General features: G+C 40.6%; 16 protein-coding genes. 10 read left to right on the top strand and 6 right to left on the bottom strand.

What is annotated here, in order from left to right:
• Positions 1 to 2: 2 nt before the first annotated feature.
• From BM380_RS09825 to BM380_RS09815, 3 genes are all read left to right on the top strand, one after another.
• Entirely contained in the window at positions 3 to 518 is a 516-nt protein-coding gene (locus tag BM380_RS09825; RefSeq protein ID WP_016899354.1) for an Lcl C-terminal domain-containing protein, read from the top strand.
• A 153-nt stretch (positions 519 to 671) separates the two neighbouring features.
• Positions 672 to 1589 carry an ExeA family protein gene (locus BM380_RS09820; protein ID WP_090494168.1) on the top strand — a complete coding sequence of 306 codons (918 nt, stop codon included), beginning with the start codon at positions 672 to 674 and terminating at the stop codon, positions 1587 to 1589.
• Between the two features lie 11 nt (positions 1590 to 1600).
• A complete protein-coding gene (locus tag BM380_RS09815) occupies positions 1601 to 2608 on the top strand; it encodes a general secretion pathway protein GspB (RefSeq protein ID WP_090494166.1) in 1008 nt (335 codons plus the stop codon).
• A 7-nt stretch (positions 2609 to 2615) separates the two neighbouring features.
• On the opposite strand, the gene BM380_RS09810 is transcribed toward BM380_RS09815, so the two are convergent.
• Together BM380_RS09810 and putA are read right to left on the bottom strand one after the other, a co-directional pair.
• The gene (locus tag BM380_RS09810) at positions 2616 to 3812 is read right to left on the bottom strand and encodes a cyclic di-GMP phosphodiesterase (RefSeq protein WP_090494164.1); all 1197 of its coding nucleotides are present in this window, start codon (positions 3810 to 3812) and stop codon (positions 2616 to 2618) included.
• Positions 3813 to 3922: 110 nt separating this feature from the next.
• Complete coding sequence (gene putA, locus BM380_RS09805; RefSeq protein WP_013464326.1) at positions 3923 to 7726, bottom strand: bifunctional proline dehydrogenase/L-glutamate gamma-semialdehyde dehydrogenase PutA; 3804 nt, start codon at positions 7724 to 7726, stop codon at positions 3923 to 3925.
• Between the two features lie 169 nt (positions 7727 to 7895).
• On the opposite strand from putA, the gene BM380_RS09800 reads away from it, so the two are divergent.
• Positions 7896 to 8378, top strand: coding sequence for a winged helix-turn-helix transcriptional regulator (locus BM380_RS09800; protein ID WP_090494162.1), 483 nt, complete (start codon positions 7896 to 7898; stop codon positions 8376 to 8378).
• A gap of 91 nt (positions 8379 to 8469) precedes the next feature.
• Here the strand turns inward: BM380_RS09800 and BM380_RS09795 are convergent, their stop codons facing one another.
• Entirely contained in the window at positions 8470 to 9075 is a 606-nt protein-coding gene (locus tag BM380_RS09795) for a TIGR04211 family SH3 domain-containing protein (protein WP_013464329.1), read from the bottom strand.
• A 212-nt stretch (positions 9076 to 9287) separates the two neighbouring features.
• On the opposite strand from BM380_RS09795, the gene BM380_RS09790 reads away from it, so the two are divergent.
• Together BM380_RS09790 and BM380_RS09785 are read left to right on the top strand one after the other, a co-directional pair.
• The gene (locus BM380_RS09790) at positions 9288 to 10808 is read left to right on the top strand and encodes a CYTH and CHAD domain-containing protein (protein ID WP_033104048.1); all 1521 of its coding nucleotides are present in this window, start codon (positions 9288 to 9290) and stop codon (positions 10806 to 10808) included.
• Positions 10808 to 11485 carry an START domain-containing protein gene (locus BM380_RS09785; protein ID WP_090494160.1) on the top strand — a complete coding sequence of 226 codons (678 nt, stop codon included), beginning with the start codon at positions 10808 to 10810 and terminating at the stop codon, positions 11483 to 11485. Before BM380_RS09790 ends, BM380_RS09785 begins: the two co-directional genes overlap by 1 nt.
• 70 nt (positions 11486 to 11555) lie before the next feature.
• Here BM380_RS09785 and BM380_RS09780 read toward each other — a convergent pair whose 3' ends face one another.
• Positions 11556 to 13073 (bottom strand): S10 family peptidase, encoded by a 1518-nt coding sequence (locus tag BM380_RS09780; RefSeq protein ID WP_090494157.1) that lies wholly within the window; start codon positions 13071 to 13073, stop codon positions 11556 to 11558.
• Between the two features lie 304 nt (positions 13074 to 13377).
• Here BM380_RS09780 and BM380_RS09775 point away from each other — a divergent pair, with 304 nt between their 5' ends.
• The 4 genes from BM380_RS09775 (at position 13378) to mrcB (ending at position 18465) form a co-directional block, all read left to right on the top strand.
• Complete coding sequence (locus BM380_RS09775) at positions 13378 to 14160, top strand: response regulator (RefSeq protein WP_090494155.1); 783 nt, start codon at positions 13378 to 13380, stop codon at positions 14158 to 14160.
• Between the two features lie 255 nt (positions 14161 to 14415).
• On the top strand, positions 14416 to 14754 hold the full coding sequence (locus BM380_RS09770) for a P-II family nitrogen regulator (RefSeq protein ID WP_010391070.1): 339 nt from the start codon (positions 14416 to 14418) through the stop codon (positions 14752 to 14754).
• A 9-nt stretch (positions 14755 to 14763) separates the two neighbouring features.
• Complete coding sequence (locus tag BM380_RS09765; RefSeq protein WP_016899363.1) at positions 14764 to 15993, top strand: ammonium transporter; 1230 nt, start codon at positions 14764 to 14766, stop codon at positions 15991 to 15993.
• Positions 15994 to 16131: 138 nt separating this feature from the next.
• Positions 16132 to 18465: a penicillin-binding protein 1B gene (mrcB, locus tag BM380_RS09760; RefSeq protein ID WP_090494153.1), complete on the top strand. Its 2334-nt coding sequence runs from the start codon at positions 16132 to 16134 to the stop codon at positions 18463 to 18465.
• A 65-nt stretch (positions 18466 to 18530) separates the two neighbouring features.
• On the opposite strand, the gene hemL is transcribed toward mrcB, so the two are convergent.
• Positions 18531 to 19811, bottom strand: coding sequence for a glutamate-1-semialdehyde 2,1-aminomutase (gene hemL / locus BM380_RS09755; RefSeq protein ID WP_090494151.1), 1281 nt, complete (start codon positions 19809 to 19811; stop codon positions 18531 to 18533).
• A gap of 37 nt (positions 19812 to 19848) precedes the next feature.
• A complete protein-coding gene (locus tag BM380_RS09750) occupies positions 19849 to 20865 on the bottom strand; it encodes an aspartate carbamoyltransferase (protein ID WP_013464336.1) in 1017 nt (338 codons plus the stop codon).
• Positions 20866 to 20935: the final 70 nt, after the last annotated feature.

The raw sequence follows: 20935 nt of genomic DNA, 5'->3' as shown, positions 1-20935 counted from the left end.
TTATGAAATTAATTAAAGTCTCTATGTTATTAGCCTTGGGATTATGCCAGTCACTTGCAGCGCAGCAGTGTTATGAAGAGGTAGCGACTAGCGATGATACCGACCGATTTGTGATTAATATTGATGGCACTGTGTCAGATACTAAAACAGGGCTAATGTGGCAGCGCTGTAACTATGGTCAAGTTTATAATAGCGAAACAACTAGCTGCGATGGCGATACTCAACCATTAAATTGGCAAGCTTCACTTAAAGGCGCACTTAATGACACCACGGCAAATTATAACGACTGGCAAGTGCCGAGTATTAAAGAGTTAGCTAGTATAGTAGATCACCGTTGTACCGATCCAAGTATTAATGCGGGTATTTTTTTAGCAACGCAGTCGCAAAATTATTGGTCTAATACCTCGGGTATTAGCAATATAAATTCGGCATGGGTTTATCAATTTTCCAGTGGTTTAAATAGCTTACATGCTAAAACAAGTAACGTATATTTACGCCTAGTACGCTATGAGAAGTAGTTAATTAATATATTAGCGAATCTAAAAATGCTCTTTTATTTACGGTTAGCCTTTTTATTTACACTATTTTAATAATAAAGCCTGGTTGTAGTTGTCACCCAGGCTATTTTTTTGCCATTATAGGCCGTGAATTAACGACCAAGGACTATAAAGGTGTATTTAAGCTATTTTGGTTTACAAGAAAAGCCATTCTCAATTTCGCCTAATCCCCACTACTTATTTTTAAGTGAACGCCATAAAGAAGCATTAGCGCACCTTACCTATGGACTAGGTGAAGACGGTGGCTTTGTGCTGTTAACAGGTGAAGTGGGTACAGGTAAAACCACCATAACACGTAGTATGTTAGAGCGACTGCCTGAAAATACCCAAGTAGCCATGATCCATAACCCTGCGTTATCAGAACTTGAACTGTTAGCCAGTATTTGCGATGAATTACAAATAACTTACGACGCCAAAAATGCCACGCTGAAGAGTCTAACGGATGTGATTAAAAAGCACCTTGAGTTTAATAATAAAGCGGGGGGGCATACTATTTTAATTATTGATGAAGCACAGTTGCTTGCCCCCGATGTGCTTGAACAACTTCGCTTATTAACCAATATCGAAACGGATCATAAAAAGTTATTACAAATAGTATTAGTAGGGCAGCCTGAGTTACAGGTACTTCTAAAGCGAAATGAGTTAAGACAGCTGGCACAGCGTATTACAGCCAGGTATCACTTGTTAGCGCTAACACCAGGGCAAACCATTGCTTATATTCAACATCGGCTACATATTGCAGGTTGTGACAAGAAAATATTTTCAATGGAAGCGATGCAAATGGTGCATCAGCTAACTGGCGGTGTGCCACGATTAATGAATCTGGTGTGTGAACGCGCATTAGTAGGGGCATTTTCCAAACAACAAGAAATTGTTGGCAGTGATATTGTTAAGCAAGCAGCGAGTGAATCTTTACCTATCGACTTTATTGCCACAAATAATAAGGTGAGTAAAACAGGTTCGATTTTGCCCTATAGCGCTGCTGCGTTAATGCTTTTTGGTGCAGGAATTGGCCTGTCATTTATTCTTTAGTTAGGTGATTCATGTCTTATTTATTAGATGCGTTAAAGCAGTCAAAGCACGATACCATGAGCGCAGAGCAATATGACTTGCAAGCGCAACAATTAAAACAACAACATCAGTTGATGGCCTATCGTCGAATTAGTTTTTTACTCGCCGGAAGTTTATTGGCGACGGGTATATTGACCAGTGGCTTTTTTGTCGGTAAGTGGCTGCAACAAGAAAATGTAGCCGTAAAAAATGAGGTTGTTCAAAATGACCTTAGTCAAAAAGACTCAGCAGTAGTAGAAAAACCAACAAGCCCAAAGGAAGTACAAAAAACGGTTGCTCAAGCAGTAACAACCCCTCAAGCGCCCCTTGTTACAACTGCGCCTAACAATTCTGTGCCACTGGCAGGGCAATTGGTTTATGTACAAACCCCAACGGGTGTACAGCAAATGTTGCTTACGCCACAAGGACAATATTTACCTATGAGCGTTAATCAAGCGTCTCAAGGGCAAACGCAAAATTTCTCGGCGCAGAATAACGTTTCATCTAGTTTTCAATCACCGAGCAGCCAACCGCAAAGTGTACCAACTCAGCCAACGAAAAGAACACTCAGTGCCGATGAGTTGAGTAAATACAAAGTGTTAGGTAAACCACTTAATCAAAATGTGTCTGCTCAGCCAGAATCAACCGCTGAACTAGATACGGTTCCCGACACGCTTAAAAATGCGTTTGCGCAAGCCGTTAATGACACAGAAACAACAGCCGACTACGAAGTAACTCAAGGCTCTCGTCATTCATCACGGGTACAACCCGTTGAGCTACTGCCTGATGGCCTACAAAGTATGTTGCCAAGCATTAAATATCAGGCACATATTTATTCGTCGACAGCAGATAAGCGCTGGATAAAACTCAATGGCAGAGAGCTATATGAAGGGGAGTCTATTGGTGCATTGAGGGTGCTAGAAATAGCACCGGATCAGAGCGTACTTGATTTTGATGGCTATGAGTTTAGCTTAAAAGCCCTGCAAGATTGGCCACAATAGTGGCCAATTAACTAAAGATAGAGTGCTTATAAAAGCCCTCTAAATCTATATTATATTCTTTGGGTTTCACTGCTGATTCAAGCGTGTCTTGTGTTCTTTTGCTTGATAAGTCAATATCTTGAACTTCAGTGTAACGCCCATGTTTGGCATTAAAAAACGTTTTTACGACTGGTTTTAATGGTGTTGCAGGGTTACTTTGGGTCACCAGCCCCACTTTTTGGCTGGAAAGTTTTACCAGCGTGCCCACAGGGTGAATACCAATACATTGAATAAATTTATTAAGTAGCACGCCATCAAAGCTATCTGGGCAACCTTGTTTTAATATTTTAAACGCCTTAATTGGCTCCATACCCGCTTTATAAACGCGTTCAGCGGTTAATGCATCATATACATCAACAATAGAGGCCATACGAACATATTGGCTTATTTCATCGCCTTTCTTACCAAAGGGGTAGCCTTTACCATCTAAGCGCTCATGGTGCATACCTGCGATATCAACAGCAATCCCCGTTAATCCTGCGTCTTCTAGTATTTCTTTGCTAAAGCGCGCATGATTTTGCATCACTTTAAATTCTTCGTCACTGTAGCGACCTGGTTTGTTGAGAATCGCGTCAGGTATTTTTATTTTTCCCATATCATGCAATAGGGCACCTGTTGCAAGTTCTTCAATGATTGGTTTTTCAATATTGAGATGTTTTGCAAAAATACTCATTAAAATAGATACATTTATCGAGTGCTCTAATAAATAGGCATCTTTTTGGCGCATTTGCGTAATGCACGCCAGCGCATCTTGATTTCTAAAGACGGAGTCAATAAACCCGCTAGCCAGCTCCCTAAAAGGAGCAACATCAATAGTGCGGCCAGATTCTATATCGCCAAATGCTTTGGTTTGTAAGTTTTTTGCTTCATCATAAAGCTTTTTAGCTTTACTCATTTCTTGCTCAGCGCTGTGGGTTATTAACCATGGATCGCGCTTTTTGATTTCGTGCTTAGTAGCAGGCGTTGGTTGTGTTTCAGATTCTTCAGAGGTGAGCATTTTATCAGGATCGATTTCAACCTCTAAAATGCCAGATTTTATTAATTTATCAATTCCACTTTGAGTTTTAACCCAGCCTTGGTTTTTTATTCTAATATTGCCAGTTTGCTTAACAACTTTTTGTACAAACATACCAGGTTTTAGCTGTGTAGTCGGAATGGTTTTCAAAGTGAACTCTAATTAACAAATATGATTAGAGAAAGTAACAAATAAATTCACATTTAGAAATAAAAAAAGGCATCAAATTGATGCCTTTTTAATTAAATGATGACTATTTTCTATTCATCATCTTCAACAAGCGTCATCAACGAGGTGTTACCGCCTGATGCCGTTGTATCGATACTGATTGTTTTTTCAGTAATTAAGCGCTTAATTAGCGTGTCGTAATACTCTGAGCTGATCACTGGCAGTATTGCGCCTTTACGTTGTGCAAGCTGTTGGCTGAAGTAGCCTAAGCGAGAAGAACGTGCAGCAACTACCGCACCCGCTAGGTGAGGGTGTGCCAATATAGCTTGTAACTGGTTTGGTTTAGCTACTTGGAAAACACCTTCAGCAACGCCGGTTGCAATAAACTTATCTCTAAAGGCAACCGCTTCGTCGTAAAATATTTCAGATGCAACAGTAATTACCGTATTACCAGCCGCTAGTGCGGTAATAATAGACAGTGCCCAAAAGTTAAATGAGGTGCTTTTATCTGCGTAACAAACCACACAACCCCGAGCTTCAAGGTGAAGTGTATTCGACTCACCTGTTGGCCCTGGCAATGTTGTATATTTACGCATGTGCTTTTCTAAGCGGTTTAACTGAGCGCGAGCATCGGCAAGTGTTAACGCTAAATCGTCCGCGAGGTCGTCAATAATTTCAACCGTCGCTACTTTCGCTAATAACTGACGTACCGCAGAAACACGATCATTCAGTGGCGTTGCACGCCAGATTTTTTCATCGCGCATAGAGTTAACCATCAGCTTTTCTACTTGCTCATTTGCGCCACTGTAGTGGTGTAAATCAAGCTCATCTGGCGTTAGGTTAGTCATTTGTACGTTATCTGGTGAAGCTTTTTCTTTTATTAGGCGTTGTAGGTAGTTTGGTCCACCGGCTTTAGGGCCAGTACCAGAGAGTCCACGGCCACCAAACGGTTGCACGCCAACAATGGCACCAATCATATTACGGTTGATGTATACGTTACCTGCACGCGACATTTTCGCTAAATGTTCACAACGTTCTTCAATGCGAGAATGAATACCCATTGTTAAGCCGTAACCCGTGTTGTTGATTTGGTCGACAACACTATCAAGCTCACTCGATTTAAAGCGGATAACATGCACACACGGGCCAAATACTTCACGTTTTAATACCGATAAGTCTTTAATTTCGTATAAACGTGGTGCAAAGAAAAATGCGCCATTTTCGCTGTTATCAGGAATTTTACACTCATAGTGAAGTGTTGCATTACCCTTGAGGTATTCAACATGGTCGTTGAGTGTTTTAAGCGCTTTTTCATCTATTACTGGGCCTACGTCTGTAGAGAGTAATGATGGGTCGCCAATATGCAACTCAGCAAGTGCGCCTTTAAGCATATCGATAATGCCATCAGCTACGTCTTCTTGAATAAAGAGTACGCGTAATGCTGAACAACGTTGACCTGCACTTTGGAAACCAGAACTGATAACATCATCAACAACTTGCTCAGGAAGCGCTGTTGAGTCAACAATCATACAGTTTTGGCCGCCAGTCTCTGCAATTAAAGGCACCTGAATATCGTTACGTGCTGCTAATGTTTGCGAGATAAGCGTGCCCGTTTCAGTTGAACCTGTAAACATAACAGCTTGAATACGCTCATCAGGAACAATGGTTTTACCTACTTCGCTACCGCGAGCAATGACAGGTTGTACAACGTGCTCAGGTAAACCAACTGATAGCATTAATTCAATGGCACGAAGTGCGATTAAGCTGGTTTGCTCTGCTGGTTTTGCAATAACCGTGTTACCGGTAACAATGGCCGCTGCAACTTGACCCAAGAAAATAGCGAGCGGGAAGTTCCATGGGCTAATACATAAAATAACACCACGGGCTTCAAAGCGCTCATCTTGCGCAAGCTCTTCTGCACGGGCTGCGTAGTAACGACAAAAATCAACGGCTTCACGTACTTCATCAATACCATCTTGTGCTACTTTACCTGCTTCTTTAATACAGATAGCAACAAGCTCATCGTGATGGCGCTCTAAAATATCAGCAACGCGACGTAATAAATTGGCGCGCTCTTTTACCGGTGTTTGTGACCATGATTCAAATGCGGTTTCAGCGTTGGCTAGCAACACTTTCATTTCATCGCTATTTTGTAATTTTATATGGCCAATAATTTCTTTATGGTTTGCAGGGTTTTTAACTGCCAGCGCGCCCTCTGGTACTTGGCTTTCATCAATTAAGTGCTCTTCAAACCAAGTGTCTAAATTTTCTTTAAACGGGGTGATCACGTTAATATCAGTTAAGTCCATACCTTTTGAATTGGCACGTTCTTCACCGTATAAATCAATTGGCATTTTTATCTGTGTGTTGTATTTATTACGTAAACCTTGCAGTGTTTCAACAGGATCTGGCAATAATGCTTCAACCGGTTGTGTGGTATCTACAATGGCATTTACAAATGACGAGTTAGCGCCGTTTTCTAGTAAACGACGCACAAGGTAAGCAAGTAGGTCTTCGTGTTGGCCGACCGGTGCGTATACGCGGCACTGAATTTTTTCTTCATCAACGATTTGGTCAAATAAAGATTCACCCATACCGTGAAGACGTTGGAATTCAAAACCTTGGTTATCACCTTTGGCCACTTCTAAAATAGTCGCTGCGGTGTAGGCGTTGTGTGTTGCAAATTGCGGGTAAAGTACATCACGTGCTTCAAGCATTTTAATCGCACACGCTTTATATGATACATCCGTGGTTGCTTTACGGGTAAACACCGGGAAGTAATCTAAACCATCTTGTTGTGTGGTTTTGATTTCTGTATCCCAGTATGCGCCTTTTACTAAACGCACCATCATTTTACGACCCACACGAGTTGCTAGGTCGGTTAGCCATTCAATAACAAAAATAGCGCGTTTTTGATAAGCCTGAACCGCTAAACCAAAACCTTGCCAATCGCCTAAATCGTCATCGCTAAATACTGCCTCAATAACATCAAGAGAAATATCTAAACGGTCAGCTTCTTCAGCATCAACAGTAAAGCCGATATCGTATTTTTTAGCGGCAAGGGCTAGTTCTTTTAGTTTTGGAACGATTTCTTCCATTACACGCTCTCTATGAGTGAACTCATATCGAGGGTGAATAGCCGATAACTTTACAGAAATACCTGGGCTTTTTATTGGACCACGGCCATTTGCGGCTTTACCGATAGCATGAATCGCATTCATGTAGCTATCAAAGTAACGCTTGGCGTCTTTCATTGTGCGAGCACCTTCGCCTAGCATATCGTAAGAATATACATAGCCTTTTTGCTCTTTTTCAGCAGCACGCTCAATCGCTTCGTTAATGGTACGACCCATTACGAACTGTTTGCCCATTATCTTCATAGCAAAGTTAACAGACTTACGTATAACTGGCTCGCCTAAACGACCAATGGTTTTTTTGAGTATGCCAAACTGTTGCTCTTTAGTCTTATCGTTATAGTTAACCATTTTACCGGTTACTAATAATCCCCAAGACGAGGCATTAACGAATAAAGAGTCACTACTACCTAAGTGAGAGCTCCAATCGCCGTTTGCTAATTTATCACGTATTAATGTTTCTTGAGTTGCTTTATCAGGAACACGAAGCAGCGCTTCGGCTAAACACATTAATACCACACCCTCTTCACTCGATAGTGAAAATTCATTTAATAGCGCATCAACACCGCTTTGACCGTCTTGGTCTTTACGAATGTTTAAAACTATTTGGCGAGCTCTTTCCCATGCACGGCTTCGTGCTTTAACACCGACTTCTGCAAGTGGTAAAATGTGATCAATAACCGCATTTTCATCTATACGGTAGAAGTCACGGATCTTTTGTCTGATCGGACAAGTCGTTGTTAAATCGCCATTGAATAACATAAGCAACCCTCAGGAGTGTTAAGACTTAGGGTAATTGTTAATTACCGCTAAATGTTGTTGGTGTAAAGCGTGCATTCTAATTAAAATCCAGCAGAATATGCTGGTTAATTTTGCCGTTTTACGATAATTTACAGGGCATATTATTAACTTATCCATATAAAATACTGATATGACTAATCCGAATAGATTACGCCTGCTTGATCGTATCGATATATCAATTTTAGACGTTTTGCAGCGCAATGGTAGAATTTCAAATGTTAACCTCGCAAAACAAGTGAATTTAAGTCCTAGTCCTTGTTTAGATAGAGTTAAACGTCTGGAGCAAGAAGGCTACATTGAGGGATATTTTGCAAAGTTAAGCGAGGAAAAGCTCAATCAAAGCTTATTGGCGCATGTGCAGGTATCGTTAGTCACCTCAAATACAGCGGTATTTAAAGTGTTTCGCGAACACATTCTTAAAATTAAGCAGGTTGTTGAATGTGACATGGTAGCGGGTGGTTACGACTATTTATTAAAAATTCGTGTCTCTAATATGGACGAATACAGAGAAGTATTAGGTGATTTGGTCGATATTCCGGGAGTGGGTACACACCACACTTACATGGTAATAGAAAAAATAAAACAAGATCCTGGACTGCGTTTAGATATGTAACCTTTGAGTACATTATTGCAGGTATAAAAAATTGTAGGCATAAAAAAAGCATCTTTTTGATGCTTTTTTATGCCTGCAATATAGGTGGCGCTTACGCCCAACCTTCATAGCGTTTTCTGCGCGATAACACAATAGTTAAAATAATTCCTAAGAACAAACCTAAAAATGCAATAGCACCACCATAAGTGAGTAGCTGACGCTTTTCTTTAGCACTGGTTGCTTGCTTTAATTGTTGTTCTTGAGCAAGCGAGTCTTGTAATTGACTTATTTGTGCTAACAGCTGAGCATTTTGTTCGGTTAGCTGTGAGTTTTGTTCTTGTAGTTCAGGTAATTCTACTTGCGCTTGGCGTAATTTATTTTGCATAGCGCTAATTTCGCTGTTAAGCGCTTGATACTGCTGCTTTAAACCAGCTGATTCGCTGATGAATTTAGCCTCTACCCAGCCTTCACGGTCTTTATCATCTTTAACTTTTATAAAACCGTTTTGTTCATCAGATAATAAAGTCAGTTGCGTGCCTGCATCTATAGAACCGAGTAAGCGATAGTCTTTACTGGCGCCTGAACGCATAAAAGTATACAAGTTATCGATTATATAAGCTGTTTTAGCATTAGTAGGCGGCGTTGATTGAGCTTCCTCTGCTTGGCTCATAAACGGGGCGGCTGTTAAAAGCAGCCATAGTAAACAGTGTTTTAGCATTTATCTACCTTGTTAATCTAGCAGTGTCCGTTGTGAACGTGATTTTTATTTCGCATAAGTATATAGATAGTATGGATTTAATAGTTTAATAGCAAGATAGATATTGTAACCAAAGCATTTTGCTTGCGTGTTTATGACTAAAAAATTTGCAATATAGGTCTGCTTTGTTTATTTTGAGCACTTATTAATTTTAAGGGTAATCCGCAAGCCTAATGGATACTGAGATAGAACTGAAGTTTTTGGTATCAGATGACGTCATTCCACTGATCCCCTCGTTAATTACTCAATTTGCAAAAACAGTCACAAACAAGCCTTCTAAAAGTTTGCAAAATGCTTATTTTGATACGCCAAGCAGAGAGCTGAGAGCACTCGATATTGGTTTTAGAACGCGTTGTACAGACGAGCGCTGTGAGCAAACAATTAAGCTTGCAGGAGACGTGGTGGGGGGATTACATCAACGTCCAGAATATAACCTTCCCATAGAAACACACCGACCTAATTTAATGGCGTTTGATTCATCAATTTGGCCACACGGCATGCAAATTGATGTTATATCACAAAACCTCTACCCTATATTTAGTACTAATTTTATCCGCCGTACGTGGTTAATTGAAACGCAAAATGGTGCCAAAATTGAAGTGGTATTAGATAAAGGTGAAGTGGCCGCCTCGGGTAAAGTGGAGATTATTAGCGAGCTTGAAATAGAGCTCGTCGAAGGTAGCCGGGATGAGCTATTTGCTTTAGCAGATAAATTAATAAGCCAAAACAGTGTGCGCTTGGGGCTTTATTCAAAAGCAGCAAGAGGCTACCGCCTAGCGGATAACACACCGTTACAACCGAGTAAATCTATCGGTTTTGTTAAACTTACTAAGCAAGCCACTCAAGAGCAAGCACTTATTGAAGCCATGGGCTTTGGTATTCGCTTTGTGCAAAAACATGAGCAATGCTATTTTGATAAGCCAAGTTTAAAAACATTAAAACGTGTGACCGACGGTATTAGTTTAATTCGTCATAACTTTTGGTTATTTGATGATATTGTCAGTAAAGACAGCACCGAGCACCTCAGAACGGAGTTAAAGTGGTTATTGAGTGAATTAGCATGGGTTGAAAATGCCATTCAGTTAAAAACTTACACTTCTAAGCGCCATGCTTTTTATAAAAAAATAAACAGTGCGCCCGCCTTAGCTCAAGTTATTAACGATTTAAAAGAGTTACAACCGAGTATTGATGATATTTTTGCGCTTTTTCATAGTGCGCGTTACAACCGTTTATTGCTGAGCTTAACAACGTGGCTGATAAATAAGCAGTGGCGTAAAGACTGGAGCCAAGCAGAGCTACAAAACGCTGAGCAGCCCGTTATTGATATTGCTCATCGTTTATTTGATAAAGATTGGAAAAATTTACACCGCTTATTGCCTAAAGAGCAAAGTTTAGCGGGCAATGATTATTTAAATTTTCGTACTCAGTTAGAAAATAGCTTACTCAGTGGTAACTGTTTAGGTGCACTGTTTAATAAAGATGAACGATTAGAATTTAGGCTTCCTTGGCTCGATATTTCTCATGGCATGTATGAGCTAAGCACGCTTGATTATTTAAAACAGCTGTGTGGCGGGCAAGAAGATGCTCAATTAGCAAAAATACAACTATGGTTGGAACAAAAGTCTGACTTTTTAGTCAGTGCCATGGAGCAAAGTCGACACGCTTCATTTGATACAGAACCGTATTGGCTTTGATGGCTAAGCACTTTTGCACGCTTAACTTGTTGCAAAAGTGCATTATTCTATCGCTTTTGTGTTTTGTTACAAATGTGTATTCACAGCCCTCTTGGCAGCTTTACGAGAGTAAACAGGGGGTGAGTGTTTATTTTCAGCGTTTGAGCGATGATACCTTGAAAATGAAAGCTGAAACGGTGGTTAAGAATACCACAGCAGAAGATTTAATCGCCTTACTCAGTGATACCGATGCTGCTCCCCGCTGGATAGAAAATATTGCTAAAGTAAAATTACTGAGATATTTAAGCCCCTCAGAAAACCTTGTTTACAGCTTTATTGACTCCCCTTGGCCCGTTGCAAATAGAGATTTAGTCACGTATTCGTGCTATACAAAACGCAGCGCGTTGCAAACTCAACTTAGTATTCATGCCCGTCCTGATTTTTTACCTCAAACTAAAGGGGTAGTAAGAATAAGCACATTAGATGCGACGTGGTTACTGACTCAGCAAGCGAATAACTTGCATATTGACTATCAGGTTTATGCGTTACCAGGCGGAAATATACCCAATTGGCTAAATAACCGAGTCGCTCTAAAAAGCACCTTTAACACGCTAATAAATCTAGCTGAAATACTCACGACAAAGCAGTACACAGCAAAGCCAACCGTCATTCGCACCGGTAATTGCACGCATAGCTAATGACCTCAGTTATATATAAAAAAAAGTGACCTGAGTGGTCACTTTTTTAATTGTTATAAGCGCATAATCATTAGTATTTAGCGGATTCACCGTCTTTAGGTATAGACTGTTTTATAAACTCGCGTAAATCGTTGTTAGAGCTTTCTAAATCTGCATGACGTAGGTACATCATGTGGCCACTGCGGTAGCCTTTAAAGCTTAATCTATTTTGCATTTTACCACTTGGATCTAGTTGCCACATTGTGTATTTAGCATCAAAGTAGTTTGTTGCACCATCAAAATAGCCAGCTTGAACCATCACATTTAAATACGGATTTTGAGCCATAGCTAAACGCAAGTTTTCACCAGTATTGTTTCCGCTTCTATCCCATGGGTGAACGTTACCAAATAAGTTATATTTGATGTCGGTTTTGTAATTAAGCTCTTCACGCAGGTAGTAGTTAATTGCAGGGGTAAAAGAGTGCAGCCACGATGTAAGCTCTGCCCAGTAATCTGGTGATTCACCGGCATCGCGCTTATCAATCCCTAAATAACGAGAATCCAGTCGACCAACCATTTGTCCGCGTTCACGTAATAGCTCTTTCCAAAAAAATTGTGTCGGGATGTCTAAGTTATTTTGGCTAACAAATGTTTCAGATAGACCTGCATATTTGGCCATTTTTTTAATAATACGACGTTTTTCATCTGGGGCAATAAATCCGCCTTTTGCAAGCGCGGGAATGAGCTCATTAACGGTAAACTGTTCCACTTCAGGTAATAGCTCGTCTAAGTCTTTAGCTTGTAAATCAGCGTTTAATGCCTTGTGGTACCACGCTGTAGCTGCAAAGTAAGGTAAGCGGTTAGCGGCTTTTACAGGACCGTCGCGCTTAATACCAATATCGGTAGGTGAAACGAGTACAACACCGTTAATGTACATCCATTGACTATTTTGTAGCTCATGCGCTAAGCCTGATACACGAGTGGTACCATAGCTTTCACCAATTAAAAATTTAGGAGAGCGCCAGCGTTCATTGCGAGATACAAAAGTATTAAGCCACTCTGCTAGATATTTTATATCGGCATTCACACCAAAAAATAACTCTTTTTGTTTATCCTTTGGTAGAAGGTTACCATCTTTATCTTCAACGACACGCGAATAACCCGTGTTTACAGGGTTTACGTAAACGATGTCGGCTACGTCTAAAACCGAATAAGGGTTATCTTTAACACCGTAAGGTTGAATAGGGTAGCCTTCGTCGTCAATTTTTAAAACGCGTGGGCCGGTGTATGCTAAATGCATCCAAACTGACGCTGAGCCTGGGCCACCATTAAATGAAATAAGTAATGGGCGCTTTGTTCTATCATCGACCTTATCGCGCGTGTAGTAAGTGTATTGAAGGGTTGCGATGGCGTCTCCCTTGTCATCCCATACCGGTTGTGTGCCAGTTGCTACTGTGTAAGAAAATCGTTCATTATTTATTTTTGCTTTGTGCTGGGTAACCACTTTACTGTCAATATCAATGCGACGTTGATTATCGGCAAACGAGGCGCTACTTAGGGTGAGCGCAATAGCGGCAATGGGTAAAAATAGACTTCGACTAAATTTCATAAGTGACCCTTTTTATTTTATGTACTGCAGTTATAGCGATATTTGAGTAAAAAACAAAAGTAATGAGACTAGCTGCCGATAATAATCGTTGAGTTTATGTAATTAAGATTAATCTGATCACAGCAAACAGGCGAAATATGCTTGATGTGTATACCGCACTGTAAGTTTAAGGCGATTTAAAAATTTAATTATTAATTAAGTTTCTTAAATCATTGGTCGCTTATTTGTTTCTATATGGATGATTGAAAGTGATTTCTTTTTAGGTTTATAACCTTAAAGAGTGGGCGCAAATAAAAGGGAGTTTATGCAACGCGTTTTAATTGTTGAAGATAACATTAGAGTACAGCAGATATTTAAGCACATTGCTGCTCAATATCTTGATGTTTTGGTTGATTTTGCCTCGTCACTTACTCAATGCAAACAACTCCTGAGCCAAACAAGTTACTCACTCGCCTTAGTTGATTTGCCACTTAGTGGACAAACCGATATGGATGTTGCTCGCTATATTTTATCGCAAGGTATCCCTACGCTATTAATGACAACGCAATTAGAAGAGCCCACGCGCTTAAAAATGCTGGAATTAGGGATTATTGATTACATTATTAAAGATAACCGTGACTCTTACCTTTATGCCATTAAATTTGTAGCACAGTTACTGCGTAACCAAGGGCGAAAAGCGCTAGTTGTTGATAATTCTTTATTGAGCAGTAGCTTGGTTAAGCAAATGCTCGAAAAACAGTTATTTGATGTTATTACTGCTGATAATAGCGCTCAAGCATTGCATATACTTAACCATAATAGGGCAATTAAGTTAGTCATTACTAATCATAATTTAACTGATATGAATGGGTTTGAATTAATTAGAGCAATTCGAAATGTTAAAAGTCGTGAGCAATTAGCCATTATTGGTCTGGCCGATGTATATAGTTATGGTGTTGCCACGCAGTTTATTAAATCGGGTGCAAATGACTTTTTAACTAAGCCCTTTACTCATGAAGAGTTTCATTTTCGAGTGGTAAAAACTATGGAATCGCTATGGCTGGGTGAAGCTATAAGAGCTGATTTATCCCTCGACGCGACTGAGTAAGTCATTATGCTTAAAAAATTAATTAGTACTTAGAACGTTGTGCAGCGGGTCACTAGAGATGACGTCTTGCTTTTAACCACCTCGCACCAATGCAGTATTTTGCATAAAAAAAGCGCACCTAAATGGTGCGCTTTTTTGTTTTATATATTATTTATTTTTTTAAGTTTATGTTTTTATTATTAATTTAAAAATGGCACAAAGGTTGGATTGTATAGAGGAAATACAATAACAAGCTAGCGTCCTAAGGGGGCCTTTGTGAAAATGATCAGTGCAATAATAAAGCCATTCAAACTAGATGATGTGCGTGAAGCACTCGCTGATTTAGGCATCGAAGGAATGACAGTGGTTGACGTTAAGGGATTTGGACGTCAAAGAGGGCATACTGAGTTATACCGTGGTGCTGAATATCAGGTTGACTTTATACCTAAAATTAAACTTGAAATTGCTACTCGTAGTGAAAATTGCCAACGCGTTGTAGAAACCATTACCAAAGTCGCTGGAACGGGCAAAATTGGTGACGGCAAAATTTTTGTTTACGACCTAGACCAAATCGTCCGTATTCGTACTGGCGAGCTTGATGATGATGCAATTTAAGGGGGCAACATGGAAAATACAATTATAGAGCTGAAGTTTTCGCTCGATACGTTTTACTTTTTAATGTCTGGCATCTTAGTCATGTGGATGGCAGCCGGTTTTGCAATGTTAGAAGCGGGTTTAGTGCGCTCTAAAAATACCACAGAAATTCTAACTAAAAATATCGCGCTTTATTCTATCGCGTGTACTATGTTTTTGTTGATAGGCTACAACATTATGTACGTAGATAATGTTGAAGGCGGCGTTATTCCTTCGTTTGGTGGGCTAATAGGTAGCCAAGCGGCAGATGCTAATCATTCACTAGAATCTGACTTTTTCTTCCAAGTAGTGTTTGTTGCAACGGCCATGTCTATTGTATCTGGCGCCGTAGCAGAGCGTATGAAATTATGGGCTTTCTTAGTGTTTACAGTAGTACTTACAGGATTAATTTACCCAATTGAAGGTTACTGGACATGGGGTGGCGGCTTCTTATCTGAATTAGGCTTTGTTGATTTTGCAGGCTCTGCCATTGTACATGCAACGGGTGCGGCTGCAGCGCTTGCGGGTGTAATACTACTGGGTGCACGTAAAGGTAAATATGGTAAAAATGGTGAAATTTACCCAATTCCAGGTTCAAACTTGCCACTTGCTACATTGGGTACGTTTATTTTATGGATGGGTTGGTTTGGCTTTAACGGCGGATCACAGTTATTAATTTCAGATAAAGAAAACGCAACAGCGGTAGGTCAAATATTACTTAATACCAATGCTGCTGCAGCTATGGGGGCAATTTCAGCCTTGTTCTTATGTAAACTTTTATGGGGCAAAGCCGATTTAACCATGGTACTTAATGGTGCACTTGCAGGCTTAGTGGTTATTACTGCAGACCCATTATCACCATCACCACTAATGGCGTGTTTATTTGGCTTACTAGGTGGCTCATTAGTGATACTTAGTATTGTCGCACTGGACAAAGCGAAGATAGATGATCCCGTGGGTGCTATTTCTGTTCATGGTGTGTGTGGCATCCTAGGTATCGTGCTAGTACCTGTTACTAATGCTGAGGCCAGCATTGTTAATCAGTTGATTGGCCTACTATGTATTATTGGTTTTGTGTTTATTGCTTCATTCATTGTATGGGCAATCCTCAAGCAAACCATGGGTATTCGTGTTACCGAAGAAGAAGAGTTAAACGGTATGGATCAACACGATTGTGGTATTGATGCTTATCCAGAGTTTGTATCAGTTAGAAGTAATTAATTAAAAGTATTGTGTGTTCAATCAAAGCCCTACTCTGTTAGGGCTTTTTTGATTTCAGGGGAGGTTAATTTTTCAGGTGCTAGAGTAATGTGATAAGCTCCTCGCGTTAAATTAACCTTCGGAATATATTACACTTAAATGGCTGAAAAAAAGAAAACATCGACCAGTAAACCCTCGACTAAGCGCGCTACTAAGTCATCTAAATCATCGGCGCGAAAAAGTGCGACTAAAAAAACTTCAAGCACCACAAAACGGCCACTTTTTAAAACGTTGTTTTCTATTTTTTGGAAACTGAGTCTGGCGACGTTTATCGCCATTGCACTTTATTTTATTTACCTTGATGCAAAAATAACTCGCCAGTTTGAAGGTAATAAATGGCAACTTCCGGCACAAGTATATGCCCGCTCAATGACTTTTTTTCCAGGCCAGTTTTTATCAGAGCAAGAAGTTTTATGGGAGCTTAAGCGCTTAAACTACACGGCGGTTAATCGCTTAAGCCGGACTGGGCAGTATATTAAAACAGCCAATAGTATTAAGATTTTTCGTCGTGACTTTGAATTTTATGATGGTTTAGAGAGCGCTCATGTTATTGAGTTGCGTTTCTCTGGAGAGAAGGTAGCCAGTATTAAAGATAAGTTTGGCCGTCGCTTAAACACTGCCAGATTAGAGCCTGTACAAATAGCCCGTATTGGTAATGACTCAAAACAAGATAGAGAGTTTGTACCATTAGATAAATTTCCTGACATGCTTAAAAATACCTTATTAGTAGTTGAAGACCGCGATTTTTATGATCATCACGGTGTATCGGTATTTTCAATTTTACGCGCTTTGTATACCAATATTCGCGCAGGGCGCACCGTGCAAGGGGGGAGTACATTAACCCAGCAGCTGGCTAAAAATATTTACCTTACCCGTGAGCGTTCGTTAGTCCGTAAAATTAATGAAGCCTTTATTGCGCTTATTCTTGATTACCGTTACTCAAAAGATCAGATTCTCGAAGCCTATTTAAACGAAGTGTACTTAGGTCAGTCATACAACCAAGGGGTACATGGAATGGGGCTGGCCGCCGAGTTTTACTTTGCCAAACCTGTTGATGAACTCGAGTACGACCAAATTGCCTTGCTGGTGGCTATGGTTAAAGGCCCATCTTATTACAATCCTAGACGTTACAAAGAACGTGCGATGGAGCGTCGTGACCTAGTGCTGCGTTTAATGGTCGATAACAAACTTATTTCTACTAAAGAGTATAGAGCCTCGTTAAAGCGCGCAATTGATATTGCACCAATGAAAGCCAGCTTGCAAAAGTCTTATCCAGGTTACTTAGAGTTGGTTAATCGCGAGCTTAAACAGCTACTACCCGATCAAGACGTATTGGATGCGGGTGTGCGTGTATTTACCTACTTTGATTTACAAAAACAAACCGCGATGGAAGAGTCGATTCAGGCCAGTTTACCTTATTTAGAAAGACGTCCAAATACCAAAGAGTTAGAAGCGGCGATGATCTCCGTTAATGTTGAAAAAGCCGGTGTATCAGCGTTAGTCGCTGGACGTGATGTACGCTACTCAGGATTTAACCGCGTGCTCGATACCAAACGAAATATTGGCTCATTAGTTAAACCTGCAGTATATTTAAGTGCACTGCAGCTTCCTCATTATAACTTAGCGACGTTACTTGATGACTCGCCTGTTCAAGTCAGCAACGAGGAGGGTAACGTATGGCAGCCAGAAAACTTTGATCATCAATACCGTGGTGCTATGCCTCTTTATAAAGCATTTAGCCACAGTATTAATATACCGGCAGTTAACTTAGGGCTTGATGTAGGCGTCGATAAAGTGGCTAACACGCTCAGAGGGTTAGGAGCTAAAGGTTATATTAATGAATACCCATCGTTGTTATTAGGGGCTATTGAAATGTCGAGCTTTGAAGTTGCACAGCTTTATACTACGATTGCAGCAGACGGTGAATACAGAGAGCTGACGTCTATTTCTGCGTTAACCGACTCTGTTGGTAAAGTACTTTATAAGCACAAAGTAATTAACGAGCAACGCTTTGATAAAGATGCTATGTACATGACCAAATATGCTATGAAGCGAGTAACTAAAGATGGCACCGCTAAGCGCTTAAACTTACATTTTCCGTCAATCCAGTTGGCAGGTAAAACAGGCACCAGTAATGAATTACGCGACAGCTGGTTTGCTGGATTTGATCAAAATACAGTAACGGTTGCATGGATAGGCCGTGACGATAATAAAAGCACCGGCTTAACCGGCAGTGTTGGCGCGCTTGAAACCTATATTCGTTATTTAAAACCGCTAAACCCGCAAGCAATTGCCGATACCCGTCCGCCTTCAATTAGGTGGGCATTTGTAAACGAGCAAACTGGGAAGCAAGCACCACCGGGCTGTGGCAAAGTGATTCAACTGCCACTTAGAGCCAGTGAGTTTAAACCAAGACCAGAATGTATTCGTTAAATAGTAAAAACAAAAAAAGCCCGAAAGGGCTTTTTTTATGGGTAAGCGTTTTTAAAAACTAAACGTTATAGCTTAGCAAAAGCGCGCTCTGCTGCTTCAATCGTTGCTTGAACTTCTTGCTCTGTGTGTGCAGCACACACAAAACCAGCTTCAAACGCTGAAGGCGCTAAATAAACCCCTTCTTCAAGCATTAAGTGGAAGAACTTTTTAAAGCGCTCTAAATCACATTCAGTGGCTTGTTTGTAAGTAGTTACTTTTTCTGCATCGGTGAAGAAAAAGCCATACATACCGCCAGCGTAGTTAGTCGTTAAGGCAATACCTGCTTTTTTAGCTGCGGCTTCAAAGCCTTCACAAATCGCTTTACTAATGGCTTCTAACTTATCATGCACGCCAGGAGCGCTTAGTAGTTCGAGTGATTTTAAGCCTGCTGCCATCGCAATAGGGTTACCTGAAAGTGTACCCGCTTGATAAACAGGGCCTACAGGAGCTATGTAATCCATGATTTCTGTTTTACCACCAAACGCGCCTACTGGCATGCCACCACCAATTACTTTACCTAAACAGGTTAAGTCTGGTTTGATGTTGTAATACGCTTGAGCGCCACCAAGGGCGACACGAAAACCTGTCATTACTTCATCAAAAATAAGCACGGATTGGTATTGATCACATACTTCACGCAGTCCTTCTAAAAAGCCGGGTACTGGTGGAATACAGTTCATGTTACCGGCAACTGGTTCAACAATAATACACGCGATTTCATCGGCGTACTTGACAAAAATCGCTTTCACTTCTTCAATATTGTTAAACGAAACGGTGAGTGTGTGCTTAGCTAAATCTTCAGGAATACCTGGAGAGTTAGGTACACCCATAGTTAATGCGCCAGAGCCGGCTTTTACTAATAATGAGTCTGCATGGCCGTGGTAACACCCTTCAAATTTTAAGATTTTGTCACGACCAGTAAAACCACGGGCTAAACGAATTGCACTCATTGTTGCTTCAGTACCAGAGCTCACCATGCGTACTTTTTCGATTGATGGTACTAGCTCTTTTACTTTTTCAGCCATTAAAATTTCAGCTTCAGTAGGCGCTCCGTAGCTTAAACCATTTTCTACCGCGTCATGCACTGCTTGTTTAATTTCAGGGTGATTGTGGCCCATAATCATTGGACCCCAAGAGCCTACATAATCGATGTAACGGTTGCCATCAGCATCAAATGTAAACGCGCCCTGTGCTTTAGTAATAAACAGCGGAGTACCACCTACACCATTAAATGCACGCACTGGCGAATTTACTCCACCAGGAATAGAGTCTTGAGCTCGTTTAAATAAGTCTTGGCTAATTGTCATGAAAAATCCTATTGTTTTATCACTTTAAAATTAAAGCTTAGCTGTCGCGTTTGCGGCTAAACCAAGGAACGCTTACTTCATACTGCTCGACTTTGTTTTCTACGCCGAGGGTTAAAGCAAACAGTGCCATACGAATGAGTACACCATTTTGTACTTGGCGGAATATCGCTAGATTGTCGTTAGCATTTAAGTCGTTATCAAGTTCGTTTGCCTCTAGGCGACTATCGCGAGGAAGCGGGTGCATTAATACTGAATTAGGTTTGCAATGAGTATTATAAATAGACTGGCTAATTCTAAATCCACCACGATACTTATTAGCTTCTTCTTGTGATGGAAAACGCTCTTCTTGGATTCGTGTTTGATAAACGATATCGGCTGCTAAGTTACCTTCCATTTTATCTACCAGTTCAATTTTATGACCGGCATTTTCAACCGCAGATAAAATTGAGTCAGGCATTTGCAAGCCATTAGGGGCAACCATCGAAAACTTAATGTCTTTGTAATGACACAGTAACTTAGAGAGTGAGTGAACAGTACGGCCATATTTTAAATCACCGACTAGCGCAATATGCATACCATCGATATTTTGATCGAAGCGGTTAAGTTCACGCTCAATAGTTAGTAAATCAAGCAGTGCTTGGGTAGGGTGCTCATTGGGTCCATCACCACCGTTTATTACTGGTACGCTGCAACCTGTTGCAAATTCAGCTACCGAGCCTGAGTCAGGATGGCGCATAGCAACTGCATCAGCATAAGCTGAAATAACACGTGCGGTATCATAAAGTGATTCGCCCTTAGCAAGCGCAGAGCTTTGCATGCCGGTGGTTTCACGAACTAGTCCACCGAGTAAGTTAAACGCAGTGCCAAAACTAACACGAGTACGTGTACTGGGTTCAAAAAATAGATTTGCTAAAATAGCGCCTTCAAGCACGTTGGTCCGCTTTTGTTTTTTAGCGTATGGCTCCATTTTTTTTGCCACAGCAAATATGCGTTCAATACAGTCTCGGTCGAGTTGATTAACAGAGAGTATATTTTCACCTTGGAAACTGAACATGGGGTTATTCCTAGTTATTCAAAAAGGCGCGATAATCCACAAAGGAGCACGCAATCGCGCGTATTATACA

This window comes from Pseudoalteromonas sp. DSM 26666 (assembly GCF_900116475.1).
GTDB classification, from domain to species: Bacteria; Pseudomonadota; Gammaproteobacteria; order Enterobacterales; family Alteromonadaceae; genus Pseudoalteromonas; species Pseudoalteromonas tetraodonis.
This window is presented reverse-complemented; position numbering and strand designations above follow the sequence as displayed.